The sequence below is a fragment of the Providencia sp. PROV197 genome, assembly GCF_028479625.1.
GTDB classification, from domain to species: domain Bacteria; phylum Pseudomonadota; class Gammaproteobacteria; order Enterobacterales; family Enterobacteriaceae; genus Providencia; species Providencia vermicola.
Genome location: NZ_JAMPNZ010000029.1, coordinates 15,181 through 34,248, shown reverse-complemented (window position 1 = coordinate 34,248; position 19,068 = coordinate 15,181). Strand labels below are relative to the sequence as shown.

15 protein-coding genes and 3 pseudogenes are annotated in these 19,068 nt (G+C 36.8%); 10 read left to right on the top strand and 8 right to left on the bottom strand.

Annotated elements, in window-relative coordinates; all coding sequences use genetic code 11:
- Window positions 1–80: 80 nt before the first annotated feature.
- Window positions 81–356 (top strand): annotated as a pseudogene (locus tag PR808_RS16325) (recombinase family protein); the annotation flags it as partial.
- Here PR808_RS16325 and PR808_RS16320 read toward each other — a convergent pair.
- The 7 genes from PR808_RS16320 to PR808_RS16290 all read right to left on the bottom strand — a co-directional run bounded on the left by PR808_RS16320 (window position 338) and on the right by PR808_RS16290 (window position 7,437).
- The gene (locus PR808_RS16320; protein WP_272539677.1) at window positions 338–520 is read right to left on the bottom strand and encodes a hypothetical protein; all 183 of its coding nucleotides are present in this window, start codon (window positions 518–520) and stop codon (window positions 338–340) included. The pseudogene PR808_RS16325 and the gene PR808_RS16320 overlap by 19 nt on opposite strands.
- 568 nt (window positions 521–1,088) lie before the next feature.
- Window positions 1,089–1,298 (bottom strand): hypothetical protein, encoded by a 210-nt coding sequence (locus PR808_RS16315; protein WP_272539676.1) that lies wholly within the window; start codon window positions 1,296–1,298, stop codon window positions 1,089–1,091.
- 268 nt (window positions 1,299–1,566) lie between these two features.
- A complete protein-coding gene (locus PR808_RS16310; protein ID WP_272539675.1) occupies window positions 1,567–2,289 on the bottom strand; it encodes a fimbrial biogenesis chaperone in 723 nt (240 codons plus the stop codon).
- Complete coding sequence (locus PR808_RS16305) at window positions 2,286–3,596, bottom strand: fimbrial protein (RefSeq protein WP_272539674.1); 1,311 nt, start codon at window positions 3,594–3,596, stop codon at window positions 2,286–2,288. Before PR808_RS16305 ends, PR808_RS16310 begins: the two co-directional genes overlap by 4 nt.
- Window positions 3,597–3,608: 12 nt before the next feature.
- Window positions 3,609–6,104 (bottom strand): fimbria/pilus outer membrane usher protein, encoded by a 2,496-nt coding sequence (locus tag PR808_RS16300; protein ID WP_272539673.1) that lies wholly within the window; start codon window positions 6,102–6,104, stop codon window positions 3,609–3,611.
- A gap of 17 nt (window positions 6,105–6,121) precedes the next feature.
- Entirely contained in the window at window positions 6,122–6,844 is a 723-nt protein-coding gene (locus PR808_RS16295; RefSeq protein WP_272539672.1) for a fimbrial biogenesis chaperone, read from the bottom strand.
- A gap of 56 nt (window positions 6,845–6,900) precedes the next feature.
- Window positions 6,901–7,437 carry a fimbrial protein gene (locus PR808_RS16290; protein ID WP_272539671.1) on the bottom strand — a complete coding sequence of 179 codons (537 nt, stop codon included), beginning with the start codon at window positions 7,435–7,437 and terminating at the stop codon, window positions 6,901–6,903.
- A gap of 628 nt (window positions 7,438–8,065) precedes the next feature.
- On the opposite strand from PR808_RS16290, the gene PR808_RS16285 reads away from it, so the two are divergent.
- Window positions 8,066–8,263: a helix-turn-helix domain-containing protein gene (locus PR808_RS16285; RefSeq protein WP_272539670.1), complete on the top strand. Its 198-nt coding sequence runs from the start codon at window positions 8,066–8,068 to the stop codon at window positions 8,261–8,263.
- 580 nt (window positions 8,264–8,843) lie between these two features.
- Here the strand turns inward: PR808_RS16285 and PR808_RS16280 are convergent.
- Complete coding sequence (locus PR808_RS16280; RefSeq protein WP_272539669.1) at window positions 8,844–9,128, bottom strand: transposase; 285 nt, start codon at window positions 9,126–9,128, stop codon at window positions 8,844–8,846.
- Window positions 9,129–9,716: 588 nt separating this feature from the next.
- On the opposite strand from PR808_RS16280, the pseudogene PR808_RS16275 reads away from it, so the two are divergent.
- The 8 genes and pseudogenes from PR808_RS16275 to PR808_RS16225 all read left to right on the top strand — a co-directional run bounded on the left by PR808_RS16275 (window position 9,717) and on the right by PR808_RS16225 (window position 19,067).
- A pseudogene (locus PR808_RS16275) lies at window positions 9,717–10,843 on the top strand (IS3 family transposase).
- Window positions 10,844–10,949: 106 nt separating this feature from the next.
- Window positions 10,950–12,039: pseudogene (locus PR808_RS20710) on the top strand (IS91 family transposase).
- A 971-nt stretch (window positions 12,040–13,010) separates the two neighbouring features.
- Window positions 13,011–13,346, top strand: a complete 336-nt coding sequence (locus PR808_RS16250) for a metalloregulator ArsR/SmtB family transcription factor (protein ID WP_272539664.1) — start codon at window positions 13,011–13,013, stop codon at window positions 13,344–13,346.
- 47 nt (window positions 13,347–13,393) lie between these two features.
- On the top strand, window positions 13,394–13,759 hold the full coding sequence (arsD, locus tag PR808_RS16245) for an arsenite efflux transporter metallochaperone ArsD (RefSeq protein WP_272539663.1): 366 nt from the start codon (window positions 13,394–13,396) through the stop codon (window positions 13,757–13,759).
- A gap of 13 nt (window positions 13,760–13,772) precedes the next feature.
- Entirely contained in the window at window positions 13,773–15,524 is a 1,752-nt protein-coding gene (gene arsA / locus PR808_RS16240; protein WP_272539662.1) for an arsenical pump-driving ATPase, read from the top strand.
- Between the two features lie 55 nt (window positions 15,525–15,579).
- Complete coding sequence (locus PR808_RS16235; RefSeq protein ID WP_272539661.1) at window positions 15,580–16,869, top strand: arsenic transporter; 1,290 nt, start codon at window positions 15,580–15,582, stop codon at window positions 16,867–16,869.
- 10 nt (window positions 16,870–16,879) lie between these two features.
- Window positions 16,880–17,305 carry a glutaredoxin-dependent arsenate reductase gene (gene arsC, locus PR808_RS16230; RefSeq protein ID WP_272539660.1) on the top strand — a complete coding sequence of 142 codons (426 nt, stop codon included), beginning with the start codon at window positions 16,880–16,882 and terminating at the stop codon, window positions 17,303–17,305.
- Between the two features lie 283 nt (window positions 17,306–17,588).
- Window positions 17,589–19,067, top strand: a complete 1,479-nt coding sequence (locus PR808_RS16225) for a SulP family inorganic anion transporter (RefSeq protein ID WP_272539659.1) — start codon at window positions 17,589–17,591, stop codon at window positions 19,065–19,067.
- Window position 19,068: the final 1 nt, after the last annotated feature.

The following is a 19,068-nucleotide window of genomic DNA, read 5'->3' as shown; positions in this document are numbered from 1 at the left end:
CCTTGTTGCAAATAGCCTATTAGTTTTGAGTAAAAAAACTCGCTAATTCGTTATTTGTAACAAGCCCCACAAAATGATCCATCAAACAAGCAGTACTTTCTGCTATTAATACCCTGTTAATTGATTTGATGGCAGCCATGTCCAGATCAGTCGCCATGAATGGCAAAAACAAGGTATCGAACGCGCTCAGTCTTTAGGTAAATACAAAGGAAAGCAAGCGGGTAAAGAGCGTCATGATAAAGTGATTGACTACCGAAAAAACCAAATGTTCCAGTATTCGAGGAACTGCTGAAGCTACGGGCCATAGCTGTTCACAAGTCTGTCGAGTTCAGCTACGTTATATAAAACAAATAACACCAAAACCAATAGGTATACCTCTAGACCCCATATCCAGTGTAAACACACCAACAGCAATGAATATAACTCCCATTAAAATTTGTTGTGACCTCATATCTTTAGCAGGGAAAACATACTCTTGCTCATTATCATTATTTGCTAAAGAGGTTGACTTATTATTCATATTTTCCCTTTTTTGTAAAATGCCACTTATGAAAGAGGGGGGTATTCTTAATTAATTCTCTAGCAATTCCATTTATTTCCAGAGCTCCTGATTCGAAGATGCTCCCCTGATGCTAGCTTTATTAACTTCCTCTAGTTCAGTACCCCCTTATCCCCAAAATGCTCTACCGAAGCCCAAATCATTAATTTTTTAAAACTCACTGATTCAACGATGTAAATCAATGACTACTATCAGAAAAATGATAACAGTAATACTACTTATTATAAGTAGAAATCCAAACATGGTGGCAAGACGACTAATCATATCCAATAATTAAAAAATCAGGCTTATCTGTTAGTAAATTTTATAAACTCGAGAAACATTGTCTAGCATGGTTTCGGTAACAAGATTGCCGCTGAAACCTGGCTCATGGAAGTTCCCCTTTTCTACTGAAAATAAATCGGAAACAGTTAAAAAACTCTAAATAGAATAGTCTCAATTCAGAAAACAGCAGAATATAGAAAATAATAAAATTTATATAATTTTAGGATATCTAACTATCTTAGATAAGATATCTACTTAAATGATTTTATTTTAATGAATAAGCGTCTTTACAACACCAATAACAACCGTTTGCTTTAGAATAACTAAACGCTTTTGCAGCTTCAACCGCAGAAATGCTATCTTTAAAATCCCCCAAAAATAGTCTATTTAACTCTTTGGGCAAATAGCTGCAATCCTGTCGGTGAACTTGATATTGTGCATATTCATCAATCAATGTATTAATATAGTACTTCATTTTTATTCCAGGTAAAAAACGAACTGTCACTCTAAATATTATACTGATAACACAGTTATATTTCTAGGTTTAATTTTGAAAAACACAAAATCACTAACTTAAAACTCGTTTTGTTTGTAGCTATTATATGGATAATATTTATCGTTTAATGGAGGGGTATATATTATTATCAAATAACAATTTATCACTCAAATTTAATTTACTAATAAGCCATGTAAAATACATTCACTATATTACATGGCTATAGATAAATTAAACGTAATATTTTTCATTGCAAATGACTGATTTTTTCCACTATTTCACCACTATCATTCACAAATCGATAAATAACTATATCATTAGATGGTTTCGGCATATTTTCTAGTAAATATTTTTTTGTAATATTAGGTTTTAACATCATATCCATTTCTTGTTTGATAGGGATAATGCAGTTTTTATTCTTTTTAGTTGAAAGACATAATTGAGTAAAAGAAATATGAAAATTTGATTTATTGGTAATTTGCAATAAAGCTTGCTCATTCTTTACTATAACTTTAAATATTAGATACTTCTCAATACTAGACGGAAATGAGCCTAATTGTTCGGATCTAATAAATATTTTATGTTGCGTATTCATCGTTAAATCCACTCTGTGAGTATTATTTCCGTCCCTTCTGATATCTTTTGGGGGAATTTCATAAAGATTAAGCCAATAGACCTGTTCTAAAGGACTTTTCTGTTCGTTGAAATTAAATATCTTCAATGCTTGTACTTGTTTCGGCTCTAATCTAAATGTAGACGGTGTGACGAAAACCGGAACAACACTCAATGGGCTTCCATTACCATGATCCACCCATGTTTGTACTACAATAGGGTATTTATTTGTGTTTGCAATAAGTAATGTTTGTACATCATTATTTGATTCGAAAATTATACGACTTTTATTTGCTAATACCCCAGCATATGAATTTGATATCATAAACAGGAAAAAACTTAAAAAAATATATTTCATTGAACTTTTACTATCACATGAGCGGTTGCATAAATCTTACCTGGGGTAACGGTTTCTCCTGGTATTTTACTTATAGCAGCTGTATATTGTTGTTGATAATAACTATAACCTGCTACTGAAACTCCCATAGATTGAGCACCATCTAAGACTGGATACCAACCACTATTTATCCCACTAGCCCAAGGAGTAGAAGACGAATAATCAGGTTGTCCCAAAAAAAACAACTTAGCTTGTGTGGTCGCATTATATAAATGAATACCAACCCCTCTTGCTAAATTAGGATCGGTTTCATAATTATCAGAGAGAAGCATGCTTACACCACCAGTAGCATTAATTAAACCTAACTTTTCTGCTGCTCTATAGGAGCCTGGGGAAACTTGTATACCGATTGCTGTTTGCCCCCCTGATATACCAGATTTTGCAGAATCACTACACTCAATCTGAACAGAAAATGAGGCTTCTCGCGTTCCCCCATCATTAAGTGCCTGAGTAGTAACTGTTGGAAAAAGAACATAAGGAGTCGCATTTCTTGCAACGCAAGTGGCGTTATTGCTTAACACAGTGTGTTGCATACGGTAGCCGAATCCATTATCAGCCCCCCAAAATCGAAAATAAACAGAACTATCTTCCCCCACATTGTCGTGCCCTAAACCGGGTCCAACTAGCTGAATATAAGCATTCGGCTGATTACAAGCATAGACTATGCCAGATGAATTGGCCTCGTATAATCCTGAACCACAATAATTACTTCTAGCGCCTGTAGCTGGCGTTAACGAACTCACACGAATTAATTCGGCTTGTAGAGGAGGAATATCAGAAAGCTTTATTTGTATCTTTCCATTTGATGTTTCTGTATAAGTTTGAATGGGAATTTTCTGCCAATAACGCGTTACGACAATTCCCGACATTGTTTGCCTTAATCCAACGTAAGCAAACTTAGTAGCGTAAACTTCTTGTAACCCATCATTTTCGCCAATTTGAAAAAAACCACCGACACGATCATCACCATTGGTTGCTACGAGAAAATAAATATTAGGAAGATCCTCTTTTTCACACTCCCACAGAACCGTTGATGCTGTTGCTCCACCATAATTATAAGAGGTGGGGGGAACAACGATACTGGATAATATTGACCCCACCGGCTGAAAGTAAGTATCTGTCATATTTACTCGACCAAAGGGTAACAACGCAGCTCGCTCATCTTCAGTTTGTGCAGCTCCAGTCATAAAGCACCGGGCATGAGCAGGGATTGCTAATAGATATAAAATACTAAGTAAAAGAGATACCATTAATTTGATTTTTAACATACTAATCCCACTTTAGCGGCAATCTACAATGATGTGAGTCAATGAACTTGATGCATGATAAAAAGGTGATGCATCATAACTAACATCACAATGTTCTGAGGATTTGTCGCCCCCCCAAGATAGATAGATTTTGTCTTTTAATTTTTTAGCTCGAAGATATATTTGATTATTTTGACCGACCATACCAATCGAAATATTTTCACTATTCTTCACTTCAGTTCCCAATGGGATAAGGGTATGATTCGGTGTATTTACTTTAATTAATAAAGGATAACCAAATTTTGTTGAAAAAGAAACTTTAACCGCAGCCCCTGCGTAAGGAGCAACTTTTTTTTCATTTTCTAAGAGTTCGACGGTGTTATTTGTATTCTTAGGATCAATCAGTATACTGTTGTATTGATAAGGAGTAAGCGTCGGAACTAACGCAAACCCATTACTGTCAATAGTTGTATCTTGAGCATTTAATATTTGTGCGCCTTCTGCGCCTTTAGCTTCTACCAATGCAAACGTATCACTTAAATAAGGACCTAGAGTAATTCCTTCAGAATGCAAAGCGACAGAACCTTGTATATTTGCACCGGCTTGCCAGTATTGATTACCTTTCGATGCATTTATGCCAATATTAGCCTTTGAAAAGTTTTTTTGTAAACTTCCATTAATCGAGCGCATATCGCTCTTATTAAGGTTATTAAGCCCAACTGTATAATTATATTTACTTAATTGCCCTGTTAATGAAGCTTGAGTTTGACTTCCCATATCTTTACTATGGCTATAGTTCATACCTAATGAAGTGTTACTGTTGTTATTTGATGAACCAATTGGCATTGATAATGACAATGATGTCACGGTTTCATTTGTTCCTTGAGTATTATGTGAACTACTCACTTTTTGCTTTGCAATAGCAATATTTAAACTTACATTGTTATTAAGAACTGTGCTATAACCAAATTGAAGCTGATTATTAGTCGGCCGTCCATTTCGATAATCTTGTCGAGAAGCAGTAATAAATAGGTTACCCGAATCATGAATTTTTTGGCTTAAAGTAATATCAAAGCGATTTTTTTGTAGATAGGTATTCGAATTTTGCTCAGATTCCTTTTGATTTTTATCTCGCAGAGAAAGTACGTCAACAAGTTCTCTATAGCCAGATGTAGAATAATGATAACTGGCTAATGATATTGTTGTATCTGTTGATGCTATTGTTTTGCTGTAGGATAAAGAAGTTCTTAGCCCTGTTAGCCTATTAGAATCATAATCATTTATTCGAGTATTCGTATAGGTAGTCTGAACACCAAAAGCTCCTAATGAGTTAGTTAATACCCCCCCTGACGCAATAGCAATATAATTATTAGCAATTCGGGAGCCTAAGTTTAATGTAATACTATTACTTATCCCTTTTTGATAAACTATGTCAGAAAAGAATGATTTACTTGCTGTATCTCGTGTTTTACCAACCGCTATATTATACTTTGATTGACCTGAGCGTAGTGATTGAGATACAGCAGAAAATGGAACAGTAAAATGTTTTACTGTTCCATTAGCTTCTTTAATTTCAACATCTAAATCTCCGTTATAACTCGTTGGATTCAGATCATCAATAACAAACTGCCCTGAGGGAACGGTGATTTGATAAATTTTATATCCATTTTGTTTTACGGTTACTGTCGCTGTTGTGTCTACAATACCTGAAATTGTTGGTGCATATCCCCTTTGTGACAGGGGATATGTTCTTTCATCTGTATCAAAACTGAAGCCAGTATAATTAACCCCAGAGAAAACTTGTCCTGATGTCAGTAACTGACCAATTTTCGTTAAGCCATGTAGCTTTGGAATGGGCTTTTGTATATAACTTCGTATGTTATTCCAGCTTGTGCCATTATTGTTTGAGTAATTACCTGTTGATTGTTGTCGATATTGCCAGGTTCCTAGATTAACGCCACCATTAAAAAAAACATAAGTACTATCTTGACTTTTTGTATGATTATTATCGACATGATAATAGTTTGCTAAGTAGTTAATAAATGCTATTGAGTCTCCCGAATTCAAATCTTTTAAGGGAATGTAACCCTTAGGAATACTTATTAAATCCGCTTGAGGTATCGTTATATCAAGGCGTAAAGTACTCACGTTAACATTGGTATAAGCGGATTTAACTAATTCATTCAAAAAATAACAATTTTGGGCATTACTTGACGGTAAATTAATTGATTTAACTCCAAGAGTTTTAATAAAATCAAATGTAAAGCATGGCTGGACTGAACCATTTCCATCCTCAAAGGTTACTAAACTATTAATAATAAAGTTATTATTAATATAAATATCTAGCTTATAACTTCCAGCTAGGAGCGAGTCGCCATTATTTAACTTTTTAATCAGTTCATCGCTGATATTTTTACCTTGAAATAGCTGAGGAGAAAAATAAATTTTATCGCTATTATTTGCATCAGATATTTGCGAAATAAATGTAGCACCAACTAACATTATTACTAAAGTCAGTTTTAATTTCATTCGCATTACCATTTCCTTCAATTGATTTTTTTTGTATAAATCTGACTCGAACCATAGTCATTGATGATCTCAAACTCTATTTTCGCACCATGACCTATACCATTTTTTAATGGGTTATCCCATGTATAAACGGATTTTGGTGAAAGCATAACTGACCTAACAAGAGTAACTTTATTTTTCTCTGAAATTAAACGAGCCTCTTTTATCACAATATGAAATGGACTTTGATTATCTATCCTAAATTGGTCTTTATTTTTTGAAACAGTTAGTTTTTCTAGGGTATTTAATTGATTTTCGATTGATTTTGGCCTGTAAAAAATTTTCACTTGAGAGTTAAATAATAATGTTAATTGATTTTGTGATTCTTGCTCTCTGGAAACACCTGGAATTTGAGTGAAATTAAAGTAAAGAACAGACTCAACCTCTTTAGGTAAGTTATCAGCCATTTTAACCAACTTTATAACTTGCCCCTCTTGAGGTGAGATTTTAAAAATAGGTGGAATAGCTATAAACTGATTGCCTACACTCTTGTTACTTTGAGCTTTAGGTTTATCTGTAATCGATATATCAACAACATAATGTGTATCACTGTTATTTGTAAATTGTAAGCTTTTTTCCTTACTACTTTCATTATATATAATTCTAGTCCCTGTCATTACAACTGAAGAATGACTTATAAAAGGAACAAAAATACACAAATAAGTAAACCATTTAATGGACAATAGTAACCTAGAAAACATATTCTAACCTTAAACTAATAAAAGAGCCTTAAATAATATCAAGGCTCTAAAGTATTCTATAAATAGCTAAGAGTATATTCTGCAACTGCAGTTACTTTCCCCGGTGTTGCATTACCATTTTCAGAAATGTACTGAACTCCGAATTTATAATTAGCTGTAGTGGAATCTTTCCCTAAAACTAGTCCTGGAACTGATGTTGGCCCATTAAGTATAATAGGATTAGTACCTGTTTCAGAATCTAACAATTGAAGCGCTACATTTGTAGCTTCATTATCTGGTGCGGCATTTCCTAAATTACCGTTTGCTGTGACATTATGTCCTAAAAATACGGTGTTAATATTCAAATCTGAATCTGTCGGCGCAGTACAATTCATGAGGCTAATTGTAAAAGGTCTAAAGCCACTTGTTGAACCTGCTGTTGTCAAATCACTACTGCGTACTGTTGATAATAAAACAGTGCTATTTGTTGAGCCATTCACTAACGGTTCACAAGTCTGAGCTGAAACTTCTCCTTGAAATATGATTTGTGGTGCTGCAAAAGCAAAATTAGATACCCCCATAGTGATACCGACTAAAATAGGAATTATTTTCATATTTAAATTACCTTCATTAATTTATTTAATAGACGAATAAGTGTAGGCTGAATACCTTTTAAAGGATACAACAATAAATTACTCCAAAAAAGAGTTTTAAACATTTAGTTACAATTTTAAATTTATACACAGTAAATTAGTATTAGTTATTAATTTATTAAGACTAGTCATACATATGATTTTAATAATGTTAACACTAGCGGAAATACCCGTTTACTCCTTATATGTGAATCAGATAATGCCTATTTGATATAAATCATAACCTACCACATTTATTTTATTACAAAATATTATTAATGTAGATTTTTGTAAATTTTTATTTGAGCTTAAAAAATTTGTTAAAATATATTCTTACATTCACATAAAAATCAACCAACTGTAATATAAACAAATATATATATTTTTTTTTACGTTTAACCCACCTAAAGAGTTTTTACTAAGTTTTACCGATCGATACAAAGATAATCAATAGGCCATACCGATCAATCTAGCTTGAATTGATCGGTATAATCATTTTTACTCTCATTCTGGATAACATTATGATCAACACATTATTGTTCTATATTTTTAGAGGTATGTTAATATTATGAGCACCCCACCCCATATTAATATCGTTGTGGGTCGTTTTTTGCAAAAATCACGTAAAGAAAACGATTTGACAGGTAAAGAGTTAGCAAGATTAATTAACGTCAGTCAACAACAAATTTCACGTTATGAATTAGGTGTTACTCCATTAACATTAGCTCAGCTAAATAAACTTTTACGGACTTTAAATAAAAGTTGGGCAGAGTTTTTTTTATATCTTGAAATGCAAGAAATAAATTAAAAAACACATTTAGAATTTTAATTTACATAAAAATTAAACCTGTATGCTTTGTTACCATCTTTTATCGCTGGTATTACCTATTTATTTAAAATGATTTTTTTGGGGTTGTTTGAATTTACAGTCAAAATCTAATACTATAAAAAATATCGGCAATTATGGGGGCAACAGTTGTATTATTACTTAATTTCTTTAATGGATTAGGAACTCAATTATTTTAGCTTCCATCGTATAACTTTATCTATATTATACTAAGAATTTTCTATAAAAAAATCGGGAACGTTACTAGCATTAAGCTATCTACACATCCGTAACCACCGAACGCAACTACGAAATTAGTAAGATATGTTGTTCGCTATATCAGTTACATCCACTAGTCCAACCTTAGGCTAATAGCAAGTGCAAGTCTCTAATTTATGATATTGATTCTTGATTGTTTTTTATAACCCCAAAATAGATTTGAATCAGCTTTCGTATTGTAGCCCCTAATACTTGTATCTTTATTTTTCCAACAGACAAAAGTCTTTTTTTGTGCTTTGATATCTGGGTGATGTGTACCAGTGCTAACTGTGGCTAAAAATATTTATAATTGGATTCTAGATGGCCCTATTTTACTCAATGTTGTTTTGCCTTTAAATGAACCTGACTCATTTAGCCTTGGCGTAATACCAACGAATGCAGCTGCCAGTTTTTCAGTTGAGATATTTTTGGTTGATAATAAATACATCAACTCTCTGGACATTACCTTTTCAATACCTACAACATTCATAAGTAAGTCATGGCTCTTATTTATTACTGGGCAGGCTGAAATAGTGACATTAATCTCCCGTTCGATACCTTTGATTTCAATATCCAGAATATGGGTCATTCGTAAAATTGATAACAGCACTCGGTCATAAGAGGTATTAATCCGACTAGCTTCAAGTCGATTAACTTTCTCTCAAACGATTTTTTCCACTGCGGACTGTGATTTAATGTTTCTAACATTATTTACCTCAAGTTTTCATAATAAAACATACTTATATTGTACATCACCGCACCTTGCGAAGGTGTACGCGTCGGATTTATCAGTTTTATGAATTAATCCTAATGATTATGAGTACTTTTTTGCTTTTCCTAGGTTTGAAATGATGATTTGAAAATTCATTGAGTGTAAATATAAGGCTATCGCCTCATGATAAACTCCTGTCGACTTCCCGATTTTTAAAATAACGAAACTTACTACCGCTCTTGGTTTGATTTAATAATAAGAAGAAATCTAAGGAATCTTTGCTCACATCTATTCCAACACTTACTACTCATTGAAGTAGTCAATTAATACTGTAAATAGCGTATCTATGAAGTGGCATAGTTAATTTGACCACCTGATTAGAAGTGATATTCTTACTTCAATAACATCACAGGTGAGCACATAGTTAAGCAATATTCAGCAGAGTTTAAACTCGATGCCGCTAAAATGGTGGTTAATCATCATTACTCAGTGGCTAAAGCTGCACAGACAATGGGCGTTAGTTTTGCCGCACTTAATCGATGGATTAAAAAACTGCGATTAGAGCATCAAGGTAAAATTCCGACGGGACTTCCGCTTACCCTGGAATAACTTGAACTTCGTGAAATGAAAGAAAAGATATAACATATTGAAATAGAAAAACGAAATTATAAAAAACTAGGGAGCTCTTAATGTCGGACTCATTGAAGGATTCGCAATAATCGACAAACTAAGAGCGCATTACCCCGTCACAACGCTATGCCAACTTTTTGAACACCATCGTAGTAGCTATCGTTATTGGCATCATCGAATAAAAATGTCGTGCCGGACGGAGCTCGATCGATTAAACGAAGTTTAGCTAAAGAGGCTTGGAACTTAAGTGGCGGCGCTGCGGGCACAAAGGCTATCGCCACAATAATCACGACATAGTACGGTGTGAAGATGAGCCGTTATCTTGCCGGTAAGTTAATGAAGGAAATCGGGATTAGGAGTTGCCAACACGTGAAACATCGCTATAAGCGCGGGGCAAAAGAACATGTCGGATATCCCTAATTTACTCGGCCGCCAATTTGCTGTCACAACTTCCAATCAAGTGTAGTGCGATGATGTAAAGTACATTTGGACAGGAAAACGGTGGGCGTATATCGCCGTCGTGTTAGACCTATTTGCACGGAAACCCGTTGATTGGGCACTATCCACGTCTCCCCGATACCATGTTGACCTTAAAAGCCCTGCATATAGCTTGGGGAAATGCGGGGACAGCCAAACAGACTGATATTTCATAACGACAGGGCAGCCATTATCCCAGCCTTGAGTATCGTCTGCGATTATGGCTTTATCAAATGGTCAAAGCCTAAGTCGCCAAGGTGTTTGTTGGGATACCAGCCCAATGGAGCGATTTATTAGAAGTTTAAAACATGAGTGGATGCCTTCAATGGGTTATGCCCCCCCCCGAAAGAAGCAGAATTCAGCATTGTTCGTTATATCAAGGGTTAAGTAGCATCAGACCCCACTGGTATAACGGCGGATTAACCCCCAATGAATCAGAGCGGCAGTTCTACAAACAGTCTAATGACGTGGCCAATATTAGTTAACCACTTCACTACTATCCATGAACATAAGCACTCCTACGGCGTGAACATCGCGGCAGAGCAGCTCTATTTCTAGGTAACTCCCTTCTCGTCTTTTATAATCTACTCCATGCATATTCCCAGACCCGCTAAATTGCTATTCCAATATGATGACGGATGGAACCGTTTCATTGATAACAACCCTGTCGATGAATGGCAACTCCTCTGTGTTGAAAAGATTGCGGTGCCTGCGGCCTCAAAGGCACCGAACAGTGGATTGCCCAGCAGCGCCATATTTTGCCGGATTGCGAGTAGCAACATATCACCCTCACGATGCCCCATCTGTTTTGACCTTTCTTCAACAATAACTGGCCCTTGCTCAACTAACTCTTTCGCTGTGCAACCCGCACCATGCTCAAACATGCCTGGCACCAAGGCCTCGAAATTGGCATTTTTTGTGCCTTACATACTTATGGTCGCCAGCTCAATCAACATCCCCATATTCATGTGTCGGTGATCAGAGGAGGTCTCACGAAATATGACACCTGGAAGCCGATTTTTTTCAAAAAGAAAGACGTCGAAAAAGTCTGGCGTAGTGCGGTCGTTCGGCTCCTTCGGATAGTTATTTTCAACCCCCGCCCAACACATTGCTGGGCTTTGGACACATTCGCGATTATCCGACGTAGTGCCGTTACCTTAACGCCCAGTTTCAACGTTATTGGAAAGTGCATTTTGCCAAAAAGACCCGAGGAGTTTGGCATAATGTGAAATATCTGGGGCGCTACTTTAAACGTCCCCCTATCTCGGCGTCTCAGTTGAAACACTACAGCGAGGGCTCCGTGGTCCATCATTATTACGATCACCACAGCCAGCAATACCGACGACAGACTTATCCCAAGAAGAGATGATCCGACGCTATGTCAATCATATCCCCGCACAGCATTTTAAAATGATCCGCTATTACGGTTTTTTAGCTAATCGCAAACATGGGCGCTTATTACCTAAAGTGTATGACACGTTGGATATGTTACACTCTAACGTACCCGAAAAACCTAGCTTTGCGGCACTGATTAAAGGATTTTTAAATACTGCACCAATGTATTTTATGTGGAAATTGACTGAGATTTATTAGTGCGGAAAAAGGAATACATGCAGTCACTTTGCTGTCAGAAAGGCAGGATAAAATGGCTAAAAAACGATGGTTACAAACTGCGGACTAGGATCAGTGTGCCTATTACTTCAGTTTTTAGCTAAAAATAGCGCAATTACACGTTATCATAGTTAGGTTTAAATACAACAGAGCCCCTTTAACAGACTCTGATACCGAAACATATCGTTATAGATTCGTTAAACCATTCACCCATTTTCCTAACCATCAAGATGAATTTGATAGGCTCTGGGAAACTCATTGTGTAAAAAAATGATACATAAAATCTATTATATGTTGATATGAATAATAGATTTTTCTAGTCAGCACCAAGCACAAAACCTGAACAATTAATTGATATTAAATGATTATTTTCGAGTTAACATATCTATTTCATGATGAAATCACCAAAATAAAAATTAATACTAACTGATACTACTATTATTATCAGATTACGCTTCCCTTGTAAAAAATTTTCTATTACTAATAGCATCTTCTCTGTCCCTCCCTGATTTTGCGGTTTGATGACGATAAATTGCATAATATATCTAATCACATTAACATAAAAATTTAGCTTTTTTACGTTTTTAAGGAAGAAAACTAGTTGATATAATCAATATTGTCATGATACTTATTACACTTATTAATAGCTAAAAAGACAATTCATTAATTATCTTAATAAATCAATGCGTTAGAGACTTAGATCATATTTCTTCGAAATATTTAGATTGTCATTCTATCATTGATACAAAGCCTTATAGAACTAGGCCTTATTATAGATTAAATAACTAGCCCAAACTTGATGGGTTAAACTCATTAGCAGACGGTTATAAGTAAACCCAATTAGCCATAATAAATTAATGAAGTAAATTTGTATTAGTTATCTCAATGTGTTAGGTATCTTTTTATATGAAGCTTATTATCCGACAATAAATGATTATGGTTATAAGTAACTTTTTAGGCAATTTATAGTCGCGTAACACATATAGTTTGACGAATATGTTTATTACGTGTACGTTATATATATTAAGCATAGGAGAAAATATGGAGCCACTTCAGCTGTTTAAAATTTTAGGTGACCAAACCAGGCTCGATATCGTGTTGCTTTTGAAAGCATCTGGTGAGCTATGTGTCTGTGATATCTATACAGCCTTGAATTTATCGCAACCAAAGACTTCTCGACACCTAGCAATGCTAAGAGAATCAGGTCTTTTGCTCAATTCAAAACATGGCAAATGGGTTCATTATCGTTTATCTCCTGCATTACTACCGTGGGTGAAAAGTATCATTGATGTCACTTACGCCACAGAGAAAAATAGAGTTGCAGATTTGCTTAAGAGTCTAGAGACAAAAGAACCTGCGAGTAGCTGTTCTATATAAAAATTTTTAAGTTAACATATTTGAAAAAACACATATAAGGTTGAGCGATGAAAAAACTAGAAGTATTTGATCCCGCATTATGCTGTAGCACCGGTGTTTGCGGAACCGAAGTCGATCAAGCATTAGTCGATTTCGCAACAGATGTGGATTGGTTAAAAAAACAAGGGGCAAGTATAAGGCGTTTTAATTTAGCGCAAGAGCCTATGGAGTTCGTTAACAACACAAAAGCAAAAGCATTTTTGGAAACCGCAGGTGCCGAGTCACTTCCACTATTGATTCTTGATGGCGAGATTGTGCTGACTGGTCGATACCCGAAACGACATGAGCTAGCAAGATGGTTTGGTATTCGCCTGAATATTGAAAAAACCGAAATAGTTAAATCGTGTTGCGGTAATGACAAAACGTGTTGTTAACAGGAGCAATAAAATGAAATTTTTAGATAACACACCTAATTATTTATTTTTTACTGGGAAAGGTGGTGTGGGTAAAACCTCTATTTCCTGTGCGACAGCAATTAAATTGGCAGAGGACGGAAAAAAAGTCTTACTGGTGAGCACTGATCCAGCTTCTAACGTTGGGCAAGTGTTCTCTCAATCGATCGGAAACAATATTAAACAGATAACATTGGTTCCAAATTTATTTGCTATTGAAATAGATCCTCAAGCCGCAGCCGAAGAATATCGAAACAAAATTATTAATCCAATCAAAGAAAGTTTACCTGAAGCGGTAATTCAAAGTATTACGGAACAGCTATCAGGTGCCTGTACCACAGAGATTGCAGCTTTCGATGAATTTACTGGGTTGTTAACCAATACCGAAATTACGGGACAATTTGACCATATCATTTTTGATACTGCACCAACGGGGCATACCATCCGTTTATTACAACTCCCGAGTGCGTGGAGTGATTTTATTAGTGACAATCCTGATGGTGCGTCATGTTTAGGGCCAATGTCTGGTCTTGATAAACAACGTGAGCAATACAGCATGGCGGTGGAAGCATTGAGTGATACATCACTAACACGGTTAGTATTAGTTGCTCGGCCTCAATCAGCGGCATTGAGGGAAGTGGCGAGAACCTATAGCGAGTTGTCATCTCTGGGTATCAAAAATCAGCAATTAATAGTCAATGGTGTTTTCCCTGAAAAGGCGATGACTGAAAATGATAAGTTATCCCATGCACTCTATAACCGCGAGCAAACGGCATTGGAATCTATGCCTGAAGCATTACGCTCGTTACCTATCGATATTCTTTATTTACAAAATATCAATATGGTCGGAGTCGATGCACTGAAGCAGTTGTTATCTAATGACATGCCACAAGTTCCAATTATTACCCCGACAAAACAACCTATTTCTTTACCTACCTTGTCAGAACTGGTTGGCGAAATATCTCAGCAACAGCATGGGCTGATTATGTTAATGGGCAAAGGTGGTGTAGGGAAAACAACGATTGCGGCATCAATCGCAGTTAAATTGGCAGAAAAAGGGCTTGATGTCCATTTGACCACATCTGATCCAGCCGCGCATATTGAATCAACCCTCAATGGTGTTTTACCCAATCTTCAAGTTAGCCGAATTGACCCTATCGCTGAAACTGAGCGTTATCGTCATTATGTCTTAGAAACCAAAGGGAAAGATTTAGATGAAGAGGGGCGTGCATTACTTGAGGAAGATTTACGCTCTCCATGCACAGAAGAAATTGCGGTATTTCAGGCTTTTTCTCGCATCATTAGAGACGCGGGTAAACGTTTTGTCGTCATGGATACTGCGCCGACTGGGCATACATTATTACTTCTGGATGCAACAGGGGCATACCATAAAGAAATTGCTAAGAAGATGGGTGAAAAAGGCCACTATTTAACGCCGATGATGCAATTACAAGATCCTGAACGCACCAAAGTCATTATTACGACACTCGCTGAAACAACGCCTGTGCTTGAGGCGGAAAATTTGCAAAATGATTTAATACGGGCAGACATACATCCGTGGGCGTGGGTGATCAATAACAGTCTATCTATCACGGAAACAACCTCACCATTGTTACTTTCTAGGGCAGAGCAGGAAGCTACACAGATAGAAAAAGTGACATCAACATTGGCAAAACGTGTTGCTATTGTTCCTTTGCTTGAAACAGAGCCTGTGGGGATATCTGCATTAAGTCAGCTCGCAGAGTAAGTTTTATTTTCTAAAAATAAAAGGTGCACAAAAGCACCTTTTAAATGAGGTTGTTATGTTTATTGCCGCATTCATTTTTATTTTAACGATCACCTTTGTTATTTGGCAGCCCAAAGGACTGGGTATTGGCTGGAGTGCTACAGCAGGGGCAGTATTAGCACTGATTTTTGGTGTAATTAGTTTTCAAGATATTCCGATTGTTTGGAACATAGTTTGGAACGCCACAGCGACATTTGTTGCCGTCATTATCATTAGCCTACTTTTAGATGAAAGTGGTTTTTTTGAATGGGCTGCATTACATGTTGCCAAGTGGGGCGGGGGTAAAGGAAAACTGTTATTCAGTTATATCGTGTTACTGGGTGCAACGGTTGCGGCCTTATTTGCCAATGATGGCGCAGCATTGATATTAACGCCCATTGTGATTGCGATGTTATTGGCACTTGGTTTCAACAAAGGCACAACATTAGCATTTGTCATGGCTGCTGGGTTTATTGCAGATACGGCGAGCTTGCCGCTGATTGTTTCGAACCTCGTGAATATCGTTTCTGCGGACTTCTTTAATATTGGATTTACTGAATATGCATCGATTATGGTGCCAGTGGATATTGCAGCAATTATTGCAACATTAGCGATGCTGCATTGGTTTTTCCGCAAAGATATTCCTAAACAATATGATGTTACCAAACTGAGTGAACCGACTTTAGCCATTAAGGACATGACAACGTTTAAAGCAGGTTGGCTGGTATTGGTACTGCTACTTATTGGTTTCTTTGTCTTAGAACCATTAGGTATTCCAGTGAGTGCAATTGCGGCTATTGGCGCCTTAATTCTTTGGGTGATTGCAGCCAGAGGCCATACGATTAATACCAAAAAAGTATTACGTGGAGCACCGTGGCAAATCGTCATTTTCTCTTTAGGTATGTACTTGGTTGTTTATGGTTTAAGAAATGCGGGGTTAACCGATTATCTTTCTGAAACGCTCAATTACCTTGCAGACAAAGGGTTATGGGTAGCAACAATTGGTACGGGATTTATAACTGCATTTTTATCCTCAATAATGAATAATATGCCAACGGTATTAATTGGTGCTTTATCCATTGAAGGGAGTGAAGCGTCAGGGCTAATTCAACAAGCAATGGTTTATGCCAATGTGATTGGTGCCGATTTGGGGCCTAAAATCACACCGATAGGGAGTTTGGCTACATTGTTGTGGTTACATGTTTTATCACAAAAGAACATGACGATTACGTGGGGATATTATTTTAAAACGGGAATTATCATGACGATCCCTGTACTCACCGTCACACTTATCACTTTAGTACTTCGACTCTCACTGTTAAATTAAGAGTGATCCCATGAATGAAATTACAATTTATCACAACCCGAATTGCGGTACATCACGTAATACCCTTGCCATGATCCGCAATAGTGGCGTTGAGCCGACGATCATTTATTATTTAGAAACGCCTCCAACTAAAGATGTGTTAGTGCAACTTATTGCCGATATGAAAATTACGGTAAGGGCGTTATTACGAAAAAATGTTGAGCCGTATGAGCAATTAAACTTAGAAAAAGATATTTATACAGATGACCAACTCATTGATTTTATGTTGCAGTACCCAATACTGATTAATAGACCGATTGTTGTTACACCAGTAGGAACTAAGCTTTGCCGACCTTCAGAAGTCGTTTTGGATATATTACCTCATTCGCAACAACGTGAATTTATCAAAGAAGATGGCGAGGTTATTGTTGATAAACAAGGCATCAGAGTAAAGTAAATCACTGACGATATTTATCATGATGAGCGTACTGATGCAGGGCATCAGTACGCTCATGTTAATCCGGTACTTGCTTAAGGTCGTTGATATTGGTATTTTAAAAAAACATACAATTCATAGGAACAGCTGATCATATTATGCGCCTTACGCCACCCTGAGATACCTCCTTCCTTTTAGGTTGATGCTAAATCAGCCAATTTCCACATCCCTTCTTTGGGATAATTTCGTTTATTTAAAATATGCTCTCCCATCTTGGGATTGATAGATTACAAGGTAGTCTAATATGCTGTTGTCCTCATCTCGTCAGGACTGGCTGGGTAACATCCGTGGGGATGTCCTCGCCGGTATTGTTGTTGCTTTAGCGTTAATTCCTGAAGCCATCGCATTTTCAATTATTGCAGGCGTCGACCCCAAAGTCGGGTTATACGCTGCCTTTTCTATTTCAGTGATTATTGCTTTCATCGGGGGACGCCCCGGCATGATTTCATCAGCAACAGGTGCCATGGCGCTCTTAATGGTTGTTCTGGTGAAAGAACATGGTCTTCAGTACTTATTAGCCGCGACGGTTTTAACTGGGATATTTCAAGTTATCGCAGGATATTCAAAATTGGGTAGTCTAATGCGATTTGTTTCACGCTCTGTCGTAACGGGATTTGTTAATGCGCTAGCTATCTTGATTTTTTTAGCCCAACTTCCTGAGTTAACCAATGTGAGTTGGCATGTTTATGCCATGACCGCGGCAGGCTTAGGGATTATCTATTTGTTTCCATTAGCCAATAAAACCATTCCTTCGCCATTAGTGTGTATTGTTGTATTAACGATAATTTCAATATGGCTTGGTCTTGATATCCGAACGGTTGGTGATATGGGCGTTTTGCCTGACAGTTTGCCTATTTTTCTTTTGCCCGATATTCCCTTGAACATTGAAACGCTACTTATCATATTGCCCTACTCATTAGCTCTAGCTGTTGTTGGCTTATTGGAATCAATGATGACCGCAACGATTGTGGATGATTTGACGGATACAACCAGTGATAAAAATCGAGAATGTAAAGGGCAAGGCATTGCCAATATGGCCACTGCATTTATTGGCGGGATGGCGGGATGTGCGATGATCGGTCAATCCATTATCAATATAAAATCGGGTGGCCGAGGTCGATTATCGACACTGGTTGCGGGTGTTGTTTTATTGCTAATGGTAGTTTTTCTTAATGATTGGGTATCAAAAATCCCTATGGCGGCGTTAGTTGCTGTGATGATTATGGTGTCAATTGGAACCTTTTCTTGGCAATCCCTTGCCGATATACGAGTCCATCCGCTATCAACCAGCATCGTTATGATAGCCACCGTCATTGTTGTCGTTTGGACCCATAATCTGGCTTACGGGGTACTTGTCGGGGTGCTCATCGCCGCGCTTAATTTTGCCAATAAAGTCGCGAGATACATGACAGTTATATCAAGACTAGACAGAAAGGTACATCATTATGAAGTTCGGGGACAAATTTTCTTTGCCACATCGGAACGCTTTGTTAATGCCTTTGATTTTAAAGAAGACATTGATAAAGCGATTATCGATGTGAATCATGCTCATTTTTGGGATATCACTTCCGTCAGCGCGTTAGATAAAGTGGTGATTAAGTTTCTACGTGAAGGCATTGATATTGAAATTAAGGGGATGAATGAAGCCACTGCAACGTTGGTTGATAAGTTTGGTATTCATGACGACCCGAAAAAAATTGAAAAATTCATGGGAGGTCATTAAT

Coding starts and splice junctions, on each gene's coding strand:
- PR808_RS16320 (WP_272539677.1), bottom strand. CDS start 520: ATGAATAATAAGTCAACCTCTTTAGCAAATAATGATAATGAGCAAGAG.
- PR808_RS16315 (WP_272539676.1), bottom strand. CDS start 1,298: ATGAAGTACTATATTAATACATTGATTGATGAATATGCACAATATCAA.
- PR808_RS16310 (WP_272539675.1), bottom strand. CDS start 2,289: ATGAAATATATTTTTTTAAGTTTTTTCCTGTTTATGATATCAAATTCA.
- PR808_RS16305 (WP_272539674.1), bottom strand. CDS start 3,596: ATGTTAAAAATCAAATTAATGGTATCTCTTTTACTTAGTATTTTATAT.
- PR808_RS16300 (WP_272539673.1), bottom strand. CDS start 6,104: ATGAAATTAAAACTGACTTTAGTAATAATGTTAGTTGGTGCTACATTT.
- PR808_RS16295 (WP_272539672.1), bottom strand. CDS start 6,844: ATGTTTTCTAGGTTACTATTGTCCATTAAATGGTTTACTTATTTGTGT.
- PR808_RS16290 (WP_272539671.1), bottom strand. CDS start 7,437: ATGAAAATAATTCCTATTTTAGTCGGTATCACTATGGGGGTATCTAAT.
- PR808_RS16280 (WP_272539669.1), bottom strand. CDS start 9,128: ATGACCCATATTCTGGATATTGAAATCAAAGGTATCGAACGGGAGATT.
- PR808_RS16250 (WP_272539664.1), top strand. CDS start 13,011: ATGGAGCCACTTCAGCTGTTTAAAATTTTAGGTGACCAAACCAGGCTC.
- arsD (WP_272539663.1), top strand. CDS start 13,394: ATGAAAAAACTAGAAGTATTTGATCCCGCATTATGCTGTAGCACCGGT.
- arsA (WP_272539662.1), top strand. CDS start 13,773: ATGAAATTTTTAGATAACACACCTAATTATTTATTTTTTACTGGGAAA.
- PR808_RS16235 (WP_272539661.1), top strand. CDS start 15,580: ATGTTTATTGCCGCATTCATTTTTATTTTAACGATCACCTTTGTTATT.
- arsC (WP_272539660.1), top strand. CDS start 16,880: ATGAATGAAATTACAATTTATCACAACCCGAATTGCGGTACATCACGT.
- PR808_RS16225 (WP_272539659.1), top strand. CDS start 17,589: ATGCTGTTGTCCTCATCTCGTCAGGACTGGCTGGGTAACATCCGTGGG.